This window comes from Sphingobacterium sp. JUb20 (assembly GCF_004342035.1).
In the GTDB taxonomy this organism is placed as follows: Bacteria; Bacteroidota; Bacteroidia; order Sphingobacteriales; family Sphingobacteriaceae; genus Sphingobacterium; species Sphingobacterium anhuiense.
Map to the genome: position 1 here is coordinate 61785 of NZ_SLYV01000012.1, position 19387 is coordinate 81171.

The 19387-nt window shown below is 34.5% G+C and carries 12 protein-coding genes; all 12 read right to left on the bottom strand.

Annotated features, from left to right (window positions below; translation table 11 throughout):
- Positions 1 to 48: 48 nt before the first annotated feature.
- Positions 49 to 1137, bottom strand: a complete 1089-nt coding sequence (locus EDF66_RS19610; protein ID WP_132844506.1) for a FecR family protein — start codon at positions 1135 to 1137, stop codon at positions 49 to 51.
- A gap of 115 nt (positions 1138 to 1252) precedes the next feature.
- Positions 1253 to 1810, bottom strand: coding sequence for an RNA polymerase sigma factor (locus EDF66_RS19615; RefSeq protein ID WP_132844508.1), 558 nt, complete (start codon positions 1808 to 1810; stop codon positions 1253 to 1255).
- Positions 1811 to 2022: 212 nt separating this feature from the next.
- Positions 2023 to 3180 (bottom strand): TIGR03364 family FAD-dependent oxidoreductase, encoded by a 1158-nt coding sequence (locus EDF66_RS19620; protein WP_132844509.1) that lies wholly within the window; start codon positions 3178 to 3180, stop codon positions 2023 to 2025.
- A 14-nt stretch (positions 3181 to 3194) separates the two neighbouring features.
- Complete coding sequence (locus tag EDF66_RS19625) at positions 3195 to 4532, bottom strand: DUF5690 family protein (protein WP_183915748.1); 1338 nt, start codon at positions 4530 to 4532, stop codon at positions 3195 to 3197.
- Between the two features lie 181 nt (positions 4533 to 4713).
- A complete protein-coding gene (locus EDF66_RS19630; RefSeq protein WP_132844511.1) occupies positions 4714 to 5295 on the bottom strand; it encodes a helix-turn-helix domain-containing protein in 582 nt (193 codons plus the stop codon).
- A 378-nt stretch (positions 5296 to 5673) separates the two neighbouring features.
- Complete coding sequence (locus tag EDF66_RS19635; RefSeq protein WP_243656096.1) at positions 5674 to 8046, bottom strand: PQQ-binding-like beta-propeller repeat protein; 2373 nt, start codon at positions 8044 to 8046, stop codon at positions 5674 to 5676.
- 126 nt (positions 8047 to 8172) lie between these two features.
- Complete coding sequence (locus tag EDF66_RS19640; RefSeq protein ID WP_132844512.1) at positions 8173 to 9000, bottom strand: glycoside hydrolase family 16 protein; 828 nt, start codon at positions 8998 to 9000, stop codon at positions 8173 to 8175.
- A gap of 82 nt (positions 9001 to 9082) precedes the next feature.
- Entirely contained in the window at positions 9083 to 9970 is an 888-nt protein-coding gene (locus EDF66_RS19645) for an alkaline phosphatase (RefSeq protein WP_132844514.1), read from the bottom strand.
- Positions 9971 to 10400: 430 nt separating this feature from the next.
- Positions 10401 to 11564 (bottom strand): PDZ domain-containing protein, encoded by a 1164-nt coding sequence (locus EDF66_RS19650; protein ID WP_132844516.1) that lies wholly within the window; start codon positions 11562 to 11564, stop codon positions 10401 to 10403.
- Positions 11565 to 11904: 340 nt separating this feature from the next.
- Positions 11905 to 13440 (bottom strand): RagB/SusD family nutrient uptake outer membrane protein, encoded by a 1536-nt coding sequence (locus tag EDF66_RS19655; protein ID WP_132844518.1) that lies wholly within the window; start codon positions 13438 to 13440, stop codon positions 11905 to 11907.
- 11 nt (positions 13441 to 13451) lie between these two features.
- On the bottom strand, positions 13452 to 16694 hold the full coding sequence (locus EDF66_RS19660; protein WP_132844520.1) for a SusC/RagA family TonB-linked outer membrane protein: 3243 nt from the start codon (positions 16692 to 16694) through the stop codon (positions 13452 to 13454).
- 1201 nt (positions 16695 to 17895) lie between these two features.
- Entirely contained in the window at positions 17896 to 19386 is a 1491-nt protein-coding gene (locus EDF66_RS19665) for a RagB/SusD family nutrient uptake outer membrane protein (RefSeq protein ID WP_132844521.1), read from the bottom strand.
- Between the last annotated feature and the right edge of the window lies 1 nt (position 19387).

Sequence of the window (19387 nt, forward strand, 5' to 3'; positions counted from 1 at the left end):
TTAATCTTTTTTTTCAAGGATGGCGTTGGTCCGCCATCCTATTTTTTTCTAGTAAATGGTTATTTTTCTTCCATATATCTCATAATTAAAAGGTTCTACTTTTTGTAATGCATTTAATACTTGGTTTATATTTTCTTTTGAAAAAGTCGCTGTAAAGCGATAATCTTCAAGATTTCTATTTTTAATCTCTATATCCACATCATACCATCGTTCTAAGGTATGTCGCAATGATTCAAAATCTTGGTCCATGATTTCTAATCGATTATCTTTCCAGGCAATCTCCTTTGAACTAACGGCAGGTTCATCTACTGAAAAATCTTGAATTTTGATTTCCTTAACACTGCTTTTTAACGCCTCCTTTTTAACAGCGGAGTTTTTTTTAGCCTCAATAAATTGATTTTTATATAAGATAATTTTCTGATTAGGCTTGATAATCATGGAGTTCTCATTAATTCCCTTGCTGCGCATCTCAATTAATCCTTCCACTAAAAAAGCTTCAGATGTTCCATCATTAGGATAGGATTTCACATTAAAAGTTGTTCCGAGGACAGAAATATCAAAATCATTAGCATAAACTACAAAGGGCTTCTCTTTATCTTTTTTAACTTCAAAAAAGCCTTCTCCAGTTAGATAGACATGTCGTGCATGATCATTAAAATCCTTATCAAGTTCCAGTTTACTGTCTGAATTTAATGTGATTGTGGTCCCATCTGGCAAATCAAATGTTTTCTTCTCTCCTTTTTTAGTTTGGAATATCTGGGCGGTCACAAATTGATCCAACGGTTCAATTCTTTTCGAATAAAACTGTGTATACCAGAAGTAAGCCAAGCCGAAAAGTACAAGAGCCGCGGCAATACGAAATAAGTGAGATAGATGCCAGGAAAAAATAGAAAGTTCATTTGTCTCCTCTTTAAGGCGAGCTTTCATATGCTCCAACCTTTCATTAACAGCAGGTTTGTTGCCTACAAGAACTTGATATAATCTCTTGGCATGCTGAATCGTTTCTAACTGCTCAGGATGATTGACAATATACTGTTCCCAATATTGTTTGCAAGATGTATTTTCTCCAGAACAATACTTTTGGAAAGTATCATCTATTAAAAAGTCTTCAATATTGTTATAATCTTTTTGGCTCATTCTTTAGGTCTTTACTATAGAGTGCATACGATTGCACTTTTTTCCTAAAGAAATTTTAAAATAAAATATAACAAGCTTTAAATCAATCAAATAAAATCATCAATTTATTGTAGATTTAAAGATCTTTTAATTCTTGCCGCAGCACTTTTAAAGCATCATACAAAGTATTGTACGCAGTTTTGACAGTCATTTGAGTGGTTTCTGCTATTTTTTCGTAGGAATATCCTTCAAAAAATTTAAGATGAATGAGTTGTTTTTGACGAAAACTTAATTTTTCGAGTGCTTCTCTTAATCGGATCTGAATCCATTCATTTGTTTGTACCTTAATAATAAATTCTTCATAGGGCATTTCTATCCAATCATCTTCTGCTTTAACATGTCGCAAAGCAGTTTGTATTTTATGTTGTTTTTCTAAGAGCCGCAGGATTTTTCTTTTTAAAAATGTAATGAGGTATGCCTGCACATTTTCTACGCGATCAAGGCGATCTCGTTTTTCCCAAATGGTAACGAAAATTTCATCTGTTGCTTCACTCGCCAGATCAGCATCTCCACATGTACGAATACCAAAATTCACCAATTCGTTAAATAATGCGGCATATAAATCAAAAAACGCTTGTTCATCACCATTCCGCACACGTTCCCAAAGCAATCTATAGCCTAACTTATTTTTCATTATAATTGGTTAACTTCTTTTTAATTCCCTAAATGTATCATTTTATAGCTATAAAAGAAAAAATTATCAACTATATCTTTAAAAAGAGTTAATATTATTATTTACCTCATCGAAATCCATATCTGATATCAAGCCAATATTCAACTGGATATATAAAAAAAGCCTAGCAACTAAATGCTAGGCCTCTAAAACTACTCTTTATATTTTTGCTTTTATCCACAGATCGCTTCAATGCTTTGCTCGGCATAACCAGCACTGGCTGTCATACCTTTTCCGCCGATTCCGGTACGTACATGGATACGATCACTTACATCCACTTCTAAAATATCATTGTCATGCTGAGCATAAAATCCAGCCCATGAGCTTGCAATCATAGACTGATCCATAGTGATAATACGATTCGCTTCATTCAACATGAGATCATTAATCTTTGAATTAATAGCAAATCCTAATTCATCCAGTTGATTACCTTGTGCATATTCATGTGAATCTCCAACAATGATACTACCATCTATGGCTTGCTTAAATAAGATATGTATTCCCTGTTCACGCAATTCTTTATAGTGTTCAGGCACTTTTATTTGATGGAAAGATGGACAATATTCTTCGAAACTTTCATAACGTCTTGTCGTAAGCCCTGTTAAAATATTTCCTGGTAAATGCAGATCTTTCATCGGCTTTGTACGCATCATCTGAAGTTTACTGATCTTCAAACCACTATCGTCAAATAGTGATCTATAAAGAATTTTGAATTCATATCCATTGCATATGATAACCTTATCCCCCTCGAATAATTGCATATCACTCGTTGTCACTTTAACAAGGTCGGCATTATCCTCACAAGCCATTACAGTTGCATCATATTTTAATGTATACTGCTCAAACTTAGTCTGCATATAAGCATGTAAGCGATGGATCATTAAATCTGGTTCAACACTTACCTCTTGTTTAAAAACAATAGCCTCTTTTACATACGTGTCCTTCATCATAGGATAGATCTTTAAGATCTGTTCTTTTGACCATAGCTCATGCGCATATCCAACCTGCTTATAATGTGCACTTAATTCATGCAACATCTGTACTTCATCTGCGTCGGATGCAATATAGATACTGCCATTATTGCGAACAGAAATATCCATTTCATTTTGAATGGACTTATAGATTTCTAAACCTCTAACACCATAATCAAACCATTTTCCAGACATCCCTGATGGCACAACCTGTCCAAAATTGCGTACTGTTGAGCTTACCGGATAGTTATCTTTCTCCAATTGTAGAACGCGTAATCCTTTTACCAAAGCATGGTAGGCATGGAAAGTTCCTAAGATTCCTCCTCCCACTACGATTAGATCATATTTACTCAAATTCATTTTATGTATTTTTATTAACTTATTTGAACATCACTACTATTCACACACCAAGGTTTCTCTGCCTCCTGTTCCTGTTTATCCATCGCTTCTTTTTTACGCGCAAAATAATATAAAGATAGTAAGGATAATCCTCCACCGATGATAGATGCGAAAAAAACCAATTGTATGAAATAACTTCCCCACGTCACGGAATTAGGTAATAACTCCTTATTCAGTAAAACTATAAAGCTGCCTAAATATCCGATCGAATCTGCCAAGTACATGACAAAACCTATATTGCTTTTCATTTTGTATGTAGCAATCATCCTTTCAAAAAAGATGGCGTTGTACGGTATATATGCTAAATAAAGACCAAGCCCTACCAGCAACATCCAACTTAATCCATCGATAAGTTGATGGCTAAAAAGATAAGTAGAACCACCTGCTATAAGAAAACCTACTATAATCAACATGTGAATCAATTTAAATGCTTTTAAATTATCTTTCACCACAATCAACAATGCCACCAGTACCAATACAATCAAAGCAATTATACCATCAACTTTTGCAAAAATGCCATTGCCTTTTACATGGAGCATTTCCCAGATTTCAATTTCAAAATTATCTCGAACATCCCTGATAATTGTCAACATGGTATAAATAACAACAGTAAGCAAAATTCCAGGTTTAAACATTTTAAAAAACGCTTTTCGACTTGTACTATCCATCGCTACTCGTTCTGTTCTCAAGGCTTTATCCTGTTCTGTTGGTCCCGGTGCATGCTCTAACAACCAGACACATCCGATAAAAGGTAGTAAGAATAAAAAACCTGTACAAAAGGGCATCCAATATTCATCTATTGGAAAAGTAGCCATTAACCAACGTCCAACTGTTTTAATCAAACCTGAAGCAAAAATCAAACTGACAGCCATAACTGCTCCCATTATTTCTGTATAACGTCTACCTTCCAGATAACTAAAAACCAAACCCCACACCATGCCTAAGGGAAATCCATTCAATAAAAGAAAAATAATATTCCAAGGACGCGGACACCAAGCAAATGCTAACAAACTTAACCAGGAAATACAAATCAATATAATCAGATAGCGTCCACGATTCTTTTGCTTACTTTCTGCAATAAATTTTATTCCATAAAATTTAGAAAACATATACCCGACCATCTGAGTAATAACTAAACAGACTTTATAATTGATTCCCCATACTGAAGCATCATCATAAGATGCGGCAGTAAAAGATTTTCTAAATGAATACATACAGGTATAGCAAAGAAATGCTGTAAGGGCCAATATCATGGCAACAGAGCGTTCATCCAGTTGACTAATACGTTGTTTAAATCTTTGCGTTAATTCCATTATTTAGACATTTGGTAAATGTTATTTTTTTCCACAACCAAAAGTAAACTTCAAAGATTAATACATCACTAAACTTCTGTTAAGTATTTGTAAACAAATATAGAAATTAATTGAATTAAGCCTAAAACAAAAAAAGACTTTCTATGGGAGAAAGTCTATAATATGATCTTAAATGAGTTCGCTATTTTTTGTTCTGCTCAAAAAAGTAAACAATTAACATGATTGCTTTATCTTTTCCGATGTTTCGCGGTGTATGCGATAGACGTCCATTAAAGAAAATAGAATCACCCTCATTAAGCACAATAACCTGATCCCTAAACACATACTCAACCTGACCACTCAAAATATACTTATATTCAAAGGCTTCAGTCTCCACCATAGGCCGTTTAGCATCTGGAAGAAGTTCCAATAAGACTATGTCTAAAGTAGAGCTATCAATAGAAGAGGTTAATATTCGCTTATAATGAAATCCAATTGCTTGTTCCTTTTCAAACTCTTCGTAATTTTCTTTCCTTTTGACGATAATAGGCCCCAACGTACTATCGGAATTAAAGTCTTTAAAAAATTCATTTAAATCCACATCAAGTGCATTGATGATATTGATCAAGACAAATAATGAAGGAACCGTTCGGTTATTTTCAATCTGAGAAATCAACCCTTTACTGACACCAGCTTTAAGGGCAATTTCTTGAATGGTAACCCCGTTAATCTTTCGGATTTCCTTAATTTTATTACTGATCTTAAATATTGTATTATCTTCCATAATTAACCTCAAAAGTACACAAATAATTACCCTGATGCATATTAAGTTTTTATTATCACAAAAACAATTAATATTATAGCACAAACATAAATTAGTAAAAAGAATAATCATTTCCAAGTTTTATCAGCTTTCAAACTTGAATGAAAATTTTGCACAAGAAAGTTTCATAGCATATGTTAACAATTTCTTATGTTGCAAAAGTCGTAAAGCATAAATAGTGTTTGTATCGTATTTACAAATACCTGTGATGTGCTATTTTATTATTTGCTAAACTCTAAATGTTGTATGAGAGTTTTTATTTGGCAAATTTTAATAAAGATTTAAAACAAGAAAAGACGAACTGATGGTTCGCCTTTTCAAAAATCAAAAATGTGTTAGTTATTGTTGAAAACTATATACGTTTCCAGCAAAATCTGTCACATAAAGTAAATTATCTTTTACAAGCACCTCTGCTAAAATTGGAGCACCTAAATTAATTTTATATTTTAATTTGCCCTGTGGATCTAGACGGTAAAGAAATCCATCCGACGCACCAAATACAAAGTCAGTTCCAACTTGCTGCGGAGCTGCCTCTACAGTTGCAACTAACTTATTTTGATCGGGTGAACTATACGATGAGGTATAGATTAAAGCCTCTCCAGTTGTGAAATTCCACTTTTCATTCAGCGTATTCTTATCCAAAGCAACAATTCCTTTATCCGAAGTCGATAGTAATAATTGTTCGCCACTTATTACAGGCGTTGCCATTACTTTGAAATCATAATCAAGTGTCTTTTTTCGTAAAACGTTTCCTGATAATCTATCTAGCACAAATACCGTATTTAATCCAGTTGCATATACTTCATTACCTACTACCGCAACTCCACCACTTCTAAAACGTAGACCATCCTCATTTTTCTTCCACATCAATTTACCTGTCTTGCGGTCATGAGCAAATAAACTGTTCCAATTAGCTCCTGTAAACAACTGATCTTTGGTTACTATGATCTCTCCTGGCATTGCCTCTCCCCCATTCCAATCCTGATTTCTCCATAGCTCTTGGCCAGTCTTTAAATCTAAAGCGGTCAGATAAGAACCGTAACCAGTATAGTATACTCCTTCATAAATTGCTCCGGCTGTAACATAACTTGGTAATCGTCCCTGGCTTAATTCTTTCTTCCAAATCAGCTTCCCAGTTTTAGCATCCAAAGCGTAGGCATTTCCTGCCACATCAGTTGCCGCAACAATGCCATTTTGATAACGGAGTTTCTGTTTGATGGAATTAGCTGTTGAAAAAGTCCATTTAGTCTTTCCTGACTTTTCGTCTAAAGCTACAATTTGGGACTTACCATTTCCACCATCATCAAAAGTTGCTCCCAAAACGAGACCTTCTACAAGTAATGGACTCACTTTCCAAGTGTTTCCACCTAAGTTTCCAGTCCATTTAAGTTGAAGCTGATTTGCTTTATCATTCACTCCAAAAGTTTCTTTTTTGGTTGCCTGGGTACCATCATTGTAATTGACTTCAATAAAAGCAGTACATGTTTTATTACTTACATTCATAAGAGGTTCTGTCTCCCATGACCAATCTGATAATGGTTTAAACGGTGCATAGGCTACTTGATTGCCTTTACTATCAAGTACTCTCACGTGGACAGATGCTACATCTCGATTACTATCGTATATTTGCGCACGGAAAGGAATTTTCCCTTTTTCAGTGCTTTGTAATGCCGGATCTATCAATTGAATATGATCAAACAAATTACTGTATTTTGGAGAAACATCTTCAACACCATCTTTAGTAACTTTAATATGCAGAAACTGGCCAACAGCATGATCGATACCACCCTTATTAGGTGCATTTGTACTAATAACACGAACACCGCTGCTTGCATTAACAAAAGAATAGTTATTATGCCAGTGACCGAATAACCACGCTTTTAATTTATATTTCTTTAAATCGATTTCCTCAGTCTTTCCCTTTAGAATAAAGTCAGGTCCGATATCAAAATCGTGATTAATAAAAATAACCGGTTTATTCTTATCCTTCAATTCTAGATCCTTCTTCAACCATGCGATAACTTGATCTCTTGTATAACTTGGTTTATAATCGCCTCCCCACATCGGCGTAACAACAAAGTGTGCAGGACCGGCATCAAAAGAATAATAGGTCGGACCAAACAAATCTTCAAACAACTTTTCACCATATTCTCCTTTTACGAGATCATGATTGCCAACAGCATAATAAACAGGTAAGCCCATCAGTTGGCTATTTACTTGCTGCGCATGAAAACGCATGCCTGGTTCATAACAGATATCACCGGTATGCATGATCAAAGAACTTTTTTGATTTGCAGCATATTTACGGACATTCTCAATCCATGGACCATACAAATATGTTTCGGTATCTGTTATTTGAATAAAATTTAAAACATTCGGATCTTGAGAAGTATCCTCAATAAGTCCAATTGAATACTCTTTACGGTCAGGACTTATTTTTAAAAAATGACTTTTTGCAGGCTTGAAACCAGCCGGAGCAGTTACAAATACAAATCGTGCTGCAGGATTTGCTGGTATTTCGAACTGTCCATTTGCATCTGTTTTCAAAACCTGATAACCATCGGAAACAACAGCATGCTCAACAGTACGTTCGCCACTGTCGAACTGACCATTTCCATTCGAATCGATAAAGATATGACCTTTATACTGTGCATTTGCAACACCCATCCCTAGTGCCAATAGGGATGTCAATAGATAATACTTTTTTTTCATTTTACAGTTTATCGTATATTAACTTTTAAAGTTGTTTTGTTTGTAATGAACCTAATTATTTTAACTTTTTGTCAGCTAAAAATAAAGCTACTCATTGGTACTATTAAATCTGATCTGTGAGATATTTTATTGATAAACCTTAACCCAGTCAATGATCATTTCAACTGGCAGTTGTTTCTGATCGACTTTTCCAACCCAACTACCGCCTAATTGCTGATCAATTAATAGAAAGAAAGGCTGATCATATGGCCATTGTGATTTATCAACCCCTTCTATGCGAGGATATGTAAACGTATCTTTACCATTTAACTGGAATACAATTCGATCAGGATACCAGCTTATGCCATATACATTATAATCACCTGCATTGATCTTAGCTGTTCCGCCGTGTTGGGGATTTGTTTTTTGTCCTAAATCTAAGGTATAATAGGAGTGTGTTGTTTGGTAGATAATGGAATCAGAATTTAAATGTTCCATAATATCGATTTCTCCATTTTTTGGATATTTTCCATATTTATCTAATTCCGCTAACATCCAAATAGCTGGCCATGCACCTTGAGCACTCCCAAGTTTCGCACGGATCTCCACTCGCCCATATTGAAAAGCGAATTTTCCTTTACTCCAAATTCCTCCTGTCAGAAATGGACGGGGATCTTTTGTCAGATCAGTATTATTAATTCCCTTCAAAATCAGTTTACCATCTTCCATTGCAAAACAGGCATCGTCTGTACTCATATTGCGATTCCAATCGGCGCTACCTGCAGAAATTCTTGTCCATTTTGTCGTATCAATGGATGTTTCATTAAATTGATCTTCCCAAACCAATTTCCATTTTTTAGCTTCACGAGCATCGCTTTGAATGTACACATAGGGATGTGACTTTGGATGATTGCTTACCCTACAAGAAGTGATAAGTACTAGAAAAGAAATAGCTGTTAGAAAATATTTAAACATTGCAATAAATGGTTTTTTACTATTTGTAATTAAACTTAAAAGAGTTCAAATTTGTTATCAAATCTTAACGTGATCTTAATCATTATTTTTGAAAAGCTTTAATGGGCTTACCTCTCCAAGCCTCATCTTGCTCTGCTCCCAATAACCAGGTCAATGTAGGTGCAATATCATAAATTAACATTGGTTGATTTACCTGTTTTCCCTTTGGTACACCTGGACCCGTCATGACGAAGGGAATTTCAACTTCAGCTAACGATTTACCTCCATGTCCTTTGTCAATACCGCCGTGATCAGCTGAGATGACAAAAATAGTTTCTTTCTCCATTCCTGCATCTTTAACAGCTTGCTGTAATTGCGCAATTCTACGGTCTACATTTTTCAGTTCGGCATAATATTCCGGAGTATTATGTCCAATGTTATGCCCTACACCATCAGGTTGATCAAAATGCACAAAAGTAAGTGTCGGTTTATCTCTTTTAATAACATCAATTACCTTTTCTAATGTCTTATCCTCGTTGTCTTCCATATTATAGACTTGTTGCACAACATTTTTATCAATGAGGTAACCGATACCTGGCCAACTGTGTATCACTGCAAAAGTAGCCTTAGGGTTTTTAGATGCTACTGCATTAAAAATTGAAGGAAATAGACCATTCTTGGTTGTTTTTATCGCTGGAATTTCGGGCGTCTTACTTCCCCACTCTGTAAAACCATGCATAGTTGGACCAGCTCCCATCAACATAGATGCCCAATTCACCGCACTTGATGAAGGCAGTACTGTTCTGACATGAAGGCTATAGCTTCCATCTTCCATCATTTGTTTCAAAGTGGGCATTTCAGCTTTTGGGATTGCATAAGCACCTAATCCATCAAAACCAACGAGCACAACGTGTTTGATTTTTCCAGTCTGCGCTTGACTAAGGGTTTGTGCAAAAAATAGGGCAATTAAAAAAATAAGGTTCTTTTTCATTAGAATACAATTGTTTTAGTAATCATTACTAGTTGCTATCTGTATCATTTAGCTCCTCCTTTAGGTTTTAAAAGTAATAAAGCTTTTAGAAATACAGTGTTCATTTTTGATTGCTGTTATTCGTAAATCATGCAAATTTCACTTTATAATGAATGACAATGGGTAAAAGGTTTGATTTAAGTTGATTAATATTAAAAATTACTCGATAAAGTTAATCAATATTAAACAATACCAATTCATAACGAATGTCTGTATAACAAGATATTTACACAGAGATCCAAGTATTAGTCTGATTTAAAGTAGCGCTTACAATTACCTAACAAAATGTTTACATAGAAAAAAATAACGAGTCGTTCGTTTTGCTCAATTACGAGATCAGCTTAATTGGAGTTAGAAATAGAAATTTATTTATGCACTGGCTAAAAGTAGATTAATCATGATCAAAAGGCAGAGGATCTTTCAAAATAAATCGAAAATCCATTTTTTCACCATTTCGTTCTATTTTCATTACGATCTCTTTTCCATCTTCTGATTTCATTAAATTTGTTAAATCTTCCAGCGAGTATGAGGTTGCCTTTTTACCATTGATAGTTAGAATTTTATCATCTTTCATGATCCCAACCAACTGACCTGGTGAATTTGGTCTAACCATATCAATTTTAAAAAGTGTTTTCAAAACAAACTTAAACTGTACCTTATTATCGAAATTAATTTCTTTACTACCATCCTTCTTCAAGGCAACCGGAACTTCTTCCTTTTCCCATTTGACACCATCATGAATAATCTCCAGCCCACTCATATTGAGGTAATAGAATTTGTCGAAATTTTTATTTTTACTTAGATAAAGTTGATGATTGGGGTAATCAAAAATAATTTTAAAACGTCTCAACAGTTCATTGCCAACTGAACCTATCCTATCATTGATCATCTTTGCATTTTGTACTGATTCCAATTCCGGATAAGCGACTAAAGGATATGACATAGCAAATGGCCCTAAAGACAATTTCTTGATCCGATTACGTAATCCATAAATTTCTCCACTGAACCCCTGACCGATATAATCTTCTATAAAAGGAGCACGAACTTGATAATTTTGTATTTTATCTTTGAGTAATAAAACAGCATCACTATTTCCCATATCAATAAGTGCTTTGCCATCGATCTCATCTTCATTCTGCTGTATTACGATCGCAACATACGGGCGACTTGAAATTATCTCCAAGGGTAAGGAGGTCATTTTAGACCATAATTTTGGATTGCTATCATTGGGATACACCGTTATTCGTTTTTTTATGAAATCAAATGCAATCTTATGATCGGTAAAAAAACGACTTCCCAATATACCGTTTACCTCTACCCCAATTCGTGATGAAATATCAATATGCTCATTATCTAAAATAAAAATAGGATGATCTATGTCTTCCATTTTTTTCCCAACGATCACATGATTATTGATCGCTAAAATACCGTCAATACCGGCATTCCTTCCAAGACCCTGAAACTTATTTTTAAAGATTGTACTGTCGACTTCACCTAAAGACTTGCCAAAGACCATTGTTTCTTTTACTCCGGTGTCGAGCAGAAAATTCATCATAAAACCATTTACCTCTATAGGTATTATAACGAGATTATGTACAAATATAAAGGGGAAACTTAGCTTCTTGTTTTTATGCAAAACAAACCCTGATTGCCCAAAAGCAACTTGGAAAAGCAAACATATCAACAATAGGAGGCCTATTTTCATGAAAGTCTATATTGGTATAGACAATATACGAAAAAAGGAATAAGGTACTCGATTTTCAATTAAATAATTCTCAATGACGACTTGATAAACAGTTATATTATAATATTAAATTATATTCATAAAAAAAGCCTCCAAAAAGCTTAAATCTTCTTGGAGGCGTTGAATTGAATCAAGGCTTTAATATTAATATTTATTCTAAGCCTTTATTATAGTCTGACTCTCTTAATGGAATAGACCATGTCCATTTATTTTTATCTTGAGGATTGATCGTAACGGCTAATGACGTCAAGAAATTTCCTCCATTTGCATGCGCGTTTCGAATGATCGGATCACCCCATCTTTTCATATCAAACCAGTCAAATCCTTCACCCCAAAGCTCAATTGCGCGATATAATTTGATTTCTTTTAATAATTCTGCGCCTGTTTTTGTACAATTATACTTTGCATCTCTGCCAGAAGAAGTATTTAATGCATTCAAAGTAGCTTGAACCGAAGTTGTCGGCTTATTTTGGAAATATTTAGCTTCAGCTTCAATCAAGTACATCTCAGCAGCTCTAAAATGATTTAAATTTCCAACACCAGGAAGATCTTTTGCCTTAAATTTGAAATTCATATAAGCATAAGGAACCGCTGTCGATTGCAAATCTGGAAATGTTTGAAATGCTCTCGCTTTCATTGCAGTACCTGCAATACCAGTTGCAGTTGTATATGCCTCACCATTAGGATCCAAAAATAAACCTCTTCTGATATCAGAAGCTGGGATTTTATCAAAAAGCTCTCTACTGATACATTTTGGTGTAGTTCTAGCCGCACTAGCCGTTGAATTATAAGCTATATAGGATTGGAATGAGTAAAAGAATAGCGTTTCATCTGCAGCACCATAGCTACTCCAGATCCATTCACCATTTGGATCATAAAACCCACTCTTATACTCATCATTGTTCATCAATTTGTAATTTTCACGAGCTAGAATCGCATATTTTTCTGCGCTGACATAATCTTGCTTATTCAGAGCTGCTCTTGCATAAACAGCATAAGCCACATCTCTATTAACCTGAAAGTTCTTCCCTGATTCACGGTTTAATTTTGACTCATCGTACATGGATATCGCATCGCTTAAATCCTTATAAATTAAATCATAAGTTTGTCCAAGAGTAGATAACGGCATATCTCCTGTCGACACGTCAGTTCTTAAAACCAGTCCTGCTGTTTGTCCATTGTTTGAATCACTCCATCTATTTCCATAAATTTGAGCCAACATCATAAAGCTGTATGCCCTGAAAGTTAAAGCCTGTGCTTTTATAAATTGTTTTTCTGCCACAGGGCCCTCAGCTCCATCAATATTTAATACAATTTCATTTGCATTTGCAATTAATTTATAATAATAATACCAAGGATAATATAAATAGATACTTGTTAAGTTCTGATTATAATTGGAGTTAATGATATCAGCCCAACCACTTAGATTGACAAAAAAATTGTTACCTGGGTAGTTACCGTAGTACATCTTTATTGTGCCTTCTCCATTGAAACCTTGGGTACCTAAGTATTGCTGAGTCATCATTTTGGCAAGGCCATTTACAGCAACTTTAGCGCTTTTTGTGGTTGCAAAAACTTCAGATTTCTCTACAGAATCTGTAGGACGTGTATCTAAATAATCCTTATTACAAGACGAGAGAGAGACAACTCCTAATAATAATAACTTTATATAATTAATTTTTTTCATTGTTTAAATTCTTATAGTCCAACTTTTACACCAAAAGATACAGTACGAGGAGTAACCCAAGCATTTGTACTTATACCATTCCATTGTTGTTGCGGGTTCATACCTTTACGCTTTGTCATTGTAGCCAAATTTTCTATTCCTGCTACGATTGTTACTGAAGACAAATCAATTCTATTGATCAACTGTTTTGGCAAACGGTATCCAAATGCTATATTTTTCACAACAAGATATGATCCATCTATAAGAAAGCGGTCACTCGTAAAGTTATTCATATTACTTTGTGAAAAGTTGATAGCTGGAATTCCATTGGGATCTAATCTATTTTCAGATGTCGTAGTCATTCCTTCTGGCATACCGGACCATGAGTTCATAATATCCGTGTGTAAAGCCCCTGGAGTACCTGACATACTCATCAAATCCCTGTAGGAAGAATCAAAAACTTTACCTCCGATTGCGTAAGTGAATAAAGCTGATAAACTGAAATTTTTATATTCAAAGTTTGTATTGAAGCTACCGCTCATTTTTGGGATAACCGATCCGGACCAGTCTCTTACTCCATAAGATGAAGCATTGGTAACATAATATTTTCCGTTGATCTCAACTAGTTCGGCCGCAGGTATTGCCGCTTTATCTGGTGCAGAACCATTCACATTAAATCTTTCTGTGTCTGCTAAATACAGCGATTTACCTGTCATTTGGTCTACCCCGGCATATTTAAACATCCAAAAATCATAACGTCCACCACCTTCAACCCATTTGAAGTTTCCAGTTATAACGCCATTTTCTCTGTTCTCTTCTGGCAAACTTAAAATTTTGTTTGTTAACCAAGTCGCATTTGCACCAACATTCCATCTCCAACCTTCACCTCTTAATACATCTACGTCGAATGTTAATTCGATACCTCTATTAGACATTGATCCAATGTTTTTAGTTACAGTTGAAACAGCAGTACTTGTGGAGTTAGGCCCCGCTGATAACGGTAAATTAAGATCAAAAATCAAATTTTTTGATTGTTTATTGAAATACTCGATACTTAAGTTAGCACGTTTGAACAATTTCGCTTCGATTGCTGCAGAAAAAGAGCTAGAAGTTTCCCAGATTAAGTCTGGGGAAGGAATCTGACTTTTATAAACTGCTCCTGCATTTGCATTTTGGTCCATTGCGTAAAGTGATAAATGCGCATATTTTTTTGCACTTTCATCATTTCCTACTTCACCATAAGACGCTCTTACCTTAAGGTCATTTACTGTATTTAAAGCATTCTTGAAGAAATCTTCTTTCGATACGATCCAACTACCGCCTAATGACCAAAAGTTACCCCAACGGTTTTCTGCACTAAAGCGAGAAGATCCATCTCTTCTAATAGATGCTTCCGCAAAATATTTCCCTTCATAATTGTATCGAGCACGAGACAAATAACTTTCTACACGATAATCTTCTTGATAATCATACAAAGAAGTAATCTTTGTAAAGTTGATCATATCAGTTTTACCAGCGAAGATTTCATCTGTCTTATACCCATAAAGGTAACTCATGTTATCATAATAATTTTCATGACCCGCCAATACATCAATATGATGCGCGCCAAAATCTTTATTCCAAGTTAACAATTGTTGGGCTGTATAATTCTTATATCTATAAGTACGTCTTGCAGCACGGCCCTGTCCTACGCCATCACCAATAATCGCATTATTATAGGTACGACGCTCGGAGTTACGTACATTTAAATCACCATTAACCGTAAAAGTAAAATCCTTTAAAAACTTAAATTCTAGAAAAGCTCTACCGTTCATTGTGTTTCGAATGGTTTGATCGCTGTTCAATTCATTTTCCCAAATTGTGTGGCGTCCAACATATTGCAATCGTGTAGATTCTCCATTATCGTACTGTTTTTCACCTAAGAGACCAGGTGCATAAGTTCCATCTGCATTATGTAGATGAATTGGATAAATAGGTGCAATTGAGCGCGCGTAATTAAAAGGATTCGTAAATGAACTAGCGTCATCTGTGGAACCGCTAATTCTATCCGAAATCTGGTGAGAACCAGCTAAATTGAAACCATATTTAAACCAATCTTTAGCTTGGAGTTCTGCATTCAATCTTCCAGTAAACCTTTTTAATCCAGAATTTTTAATGTATCCCTTTTCATTTAAATATCCAGTAGAGTAGAATACTTTAGCTTTATCAGTTGCAGTGGTTCCATCAATATTATAATTTTGGCGGTGACCAATACGATCAACCTCACTAAACCAGTCTAAATCGTCACGATATCCATTTTTTATCTGTGCATCTGAAACCAATTTTCCATTTTCATCAAATAATTTATCATCTTCTTTATCGTAAATATTTAATTTCAAATAGTTACTAATTAAAGACTTGGAAGCCTCAGCATTAGCGAGTTCTGTTGTTGGATAAGTTTTGGAGTTCGTGCTCAACAGGTTATTTCGGTATCCTGTCCACATTGCTTCCATAAATTGTCTATCATTTACACGACTATACTCAGCAATTCCTCTTGAGTAAAATCCCTGATCTGTCGATACATTTACCTGAGAACGGCCTGCCTTTCCTTTTTTTGTTGTAATAATGATTACACCATTACTTGCTCTACTACCATATAACGCAGATGAAGATGCATCTTTCAATACAGAAATACTTTCAACATCATTGGGATTGATATCAGAAATATTACCACCAAAAGGAACACCATCAACTACATATAACGGATCATTAGATCCATTTAAGGATGAAAAACCACGGATTCTAATACTTGGTTCATCACCAGGCATGCCTGAAGTATTGTTTATTTGAATACCTGCTGCTGATCCTTCCAGAGCCGCGAAAGCATTTGTTACTGGTCTTTTTTCTAAATCTTTTGCTCCAATTGATGATACAGAACCCGTTAGTGATTCTTTTTTAGCAGTACCATAAGCGACAACAACAACTTCATTAAGCTCTTCTCTCGAATCTTCCAAAGTAACATTAAATATTGAAGAACCTTCTTTAACAATTAATGTCTTTTCACCGTAACCTAATGATTTGAAAACAATAATCTTTCCCGTAGGTACAGAAAAGGAATAGTTTCCATTTGAATCGGTTTGAGTAGCTTGATTTGACCCCTTTACAACTATTGTCACTCCAACTAAAGGTTTGCCATCGGCGCCTACAACGCGACCAGCAACCTTTTTCTCTTGTGCAAAAGCGACCGATGTCAGAATCATACTACCCACCACAAAACTGAGTAATGTTTGTTTCATATGTTTATTTTTATGTAAGTGTGTAAAGTCTTAATTAAAGACTTTGGTTAAGTAACTTCGTTTGCCAAACAACTATAAATCAATATTTTAATCTTTTTTAAACATTTCATCACTAATCGCTTTTACGCAATCGATTGCATTTTCTCTCATGCATGTGACTATTTGCCAAGTTTAATATTAAAAAAGAAATACGATTGTATAGTGCTTGGGTGCTTTTCAATGTGGCAGATTGCAAATATTTTAAAAATATTTGTCTAACATCATGTGTTAAATAATGTTAAAACCAAAGTTATAACATTATTTTTATTTGCCAAACTTTTGCAACTATTTTTTTTATATTGGTAATAAAACGCAAGATAAATAAGTTTAAACACATGAATTTTTGATTATAATTTTTAAAATCAATAATCGATGTAGCATTACACTAACTAAGAAACTATATTGGAAAGCTCGATAGGTAGCCATTTAAAATCGTAAATTAATATTTCGAAATAAAAGAATTACGATTATTAGATCAATTTGAGAAGTATTAACTTTTTACAAGTAGGATAAGGAGAATGTTTATAAATAATAGAATTTGCAATAAACTGCAACATCTACAAAATTAGGCCTCGCATTATCCAACACTATCTCTCCCATTTTCAGCACATTACAAGACAGTAAGTGATTGGTAAATACAGTATTTGTAATTGTTCTTTAATTTTATTTTTTTCAAAAATCTTATAAGTAGAGACTTTCCATATTCATTTTTCTTTGTCGGAAGTATTCAATTTGAAGTTAAAGATTAAATTTTTATAATCAGTGTGGTTATTGCAAGACAACATATATGAAAGGAAGCTAGCTTACTGTTTTTATACAAAAAAAAACCAGACTGCCTGAAAGCAACTAGAAAAAGTAAACATGTCAGTAATTGTAAGCTTATTTTCATGAAAGTATAAATTGGTATAAACAATCTAAGAGAAAAGTGGTATATGAGGTTTTTTTATTAAAATTTAATAACTATGAACTCAACAAAAATCAAAGCGATTTTAGTTTTTTCAAAGACAAGATAATGGGTTGAATTAGAAATGTTCCATCATCATTAAATATTCCCAATACAAATAGCTTCTAAAAAAAACAGTACAAGCAAAACCACTTGTACTGTTTTAGATATTATAATATTATCTTTTTTAATTCAAAAAAGGAGAATAATTTTTATGTTTTATTTTGTTGCATATCCTTCATTCTGTTGAATCAAAGGGTTTCCAGAAATTTCAGCATTCGGAATTGGAAGAACAAAATGATAATCATTAGCTTTCAATGTCATCGATTCTGGTTTAGGAGCATCAGAAGCTAAACGTTGTACAGGTAGGCCTCTTCTTTTTATATCCCAAAAACGATGTCCCTCAAATGCCAATTCTTTGAATCTTTCATCCAAAACAGCCTGAATTAAAGCATCTTTAGAAGGGAATGTTTGATTACTATAAGAATTTATTCTAGCCTCTCTTAGGGCATTTAAATCTGACTCACCACTATTTGCACCTGTAAATTGTCCTTGTTCAGCTCTTGCTTCTGCTCTAATTAAATACATTTCAGCAGTTCTGAAAATCTTGATATCATTAACATTTTCATTCGTTGTAGCATAACCTGACCCACGATATTTGTTAACAATTTTTGAAGGCTTTCCCGTAACTGCTGCCAAAATTGGTTCGTCAATAAGATACTCTTTAAAACGAATATCATTTGTTTTGTCAAACATATTCCATAATTTATCAGATGGTACCCAGGATATACTAGAAGGTGCAACTAAATTACCAGCCGCATTTTTTGCAAAAACGCCACGGTAAATACTACCAACTCTTCCTGCTGATACTGTTCTTGCAAGTTTAAAGGCAATCTCTTTCTTATTTTCATCAGTCCATATACCTGCGAATTCAGACTTTGATGCTAATGGTAATGCATTAATATACTCCGTTGCAGACTTCTCTGCTTCGGCCCAATTACGCATGTATAATGCTACCCTTGAGTTTAAACCAACTGCTGACAACATATTTGCTCGATATACATCCGCTACATCTTGTGCCAATAAAGGCTTAGCTTCGGCTATATCTTTTAAGATATTTTCAAAATATGGTCCCATTAAATCTCTTGGACGAGAGACCAATGACGACTCTGTCATGTAAATCATGCCTAATCCTGCAGGATCATAATTTTTACAATAGTAGCGAAACAACTCAAAATGAGAAAACGCTCTTAGAAATAGAGCTTCACCCTTAATTTTTTTTCTTAGAGCCTCATCCGAAGTAGCTTCAGTCACTGCATTCGGGAGCGCAGTTAAAACTCTGTTAGCACGATCAATAACACGATAAAAATTATCAATTGCGGTATACGAATCACGAATGCCCACATCATCAGGAGAGAATTGCCATTCATGCGTTGTTTGAGCGGCATAAAAGTCTCCCGGCTTAAGTTCATCAGAAAATACACCAGCAGCACGAATATCCATTTCTGCTGCACCATCTCCAACAATATCCGATTGACTTCCCAATGCAGCGTAAGCTCCCATTAACAAAGATTCGTTGTTTTTAACGGTTCGCAAAGCTAAATCCCCTCCCAAGAAATCAGTTTCTTTAATATCTAATAGATTATTACAAGAAGTGGTTGCTGAAATAATAAATCCAGCAAGGAATATATTTAAAAATAGTCTTTTCATA

Bases quoted from the DNA above. Each gene is read 5' to 3' on its own strand.
- EDF66_RS19655 (WP_132844518.1), bottom strand. From the start codon at position 13,440: ATGAAAAAAATTAATTATATAAAGTTATTATTATTAGGAGTTGTCTCT.
- EDF66_RS19625 (WP_183915748.1), bottom strand. From the start codon at position 4,532: ATGGAATTAACGCAAAGATTTAAACAACGTATTAGTCAACTGGATGAA.
- EDF66_RS19635 (WP_243656096.1), bottom strand. From the start codon at position 8,046: ATGAAAAAAAAGTATTATCTATTGACATCCCTATTGGCACTAGGGATG.
- EDF66_RS19650 (WP_132844516.1), bottom strand. From the start codon at position 11,564: ATGATGAATTTTCTGCTCGACACCGGAGTAAAAGAAACAATGGTCTTT.
- EDF66_RS19610 (WP_132844506.1), bottom strand. From the start codon at position 1,137: ATGAGCCAAAAAGATTATAACAATATTGAAGACTTTTTAATAGATGAT.
- EDF66_RS19620 (WP_132844509.1), bottom strand. From the start codon at position 3,180: ATGAATTTGAGTAAATATGATCTAATCGTAGTGGGAGGAGGAATCTTA.
- EDF66_RS19660 (WP_132844520.1), bottom strand. From the start codon at position 16,694: ATGAAACAAACATTACTCAGTTTTGTGGTGGGTAGTATGATTCTGACA.
- EDF66_RS19665 (WP_132844521.1), bottom strand. From the start codon at position 19,386: ATGAAAAGACTATTTTTAAATATATTCCTTGCTGGATTTATTATTTCA.
- EDF66_RS19615 (WP_132844508.1), bottom strand. From the start codon at position 1,810: ATGAAAAATAAGTTAGGCTATAGATTGCTTTGGGAACGTGTGCGGAAT.
- EDF66_RS19630 (WP_132844511.1), bottom strand. From the start codon at position 5,295: ATGGAAGATAATACAATATTTAAGATCAGTAATAAAATTAAGGAAATC.
- EDF66_RS19645 (WP_132844514.1), bottom strand. From the start codon at position 9,970: ATGAAAAAGAACCTTATTTTTTTAATTGCCCTATTTTTTGCACAAACC.
- EDF66_RS19640 (WP_132844512.1), bottom strand. From the start codon at position 9,000: ATGTTTAAATATTTTCTAACAGCTATTTCTTTTCTAGTACTTATCACT.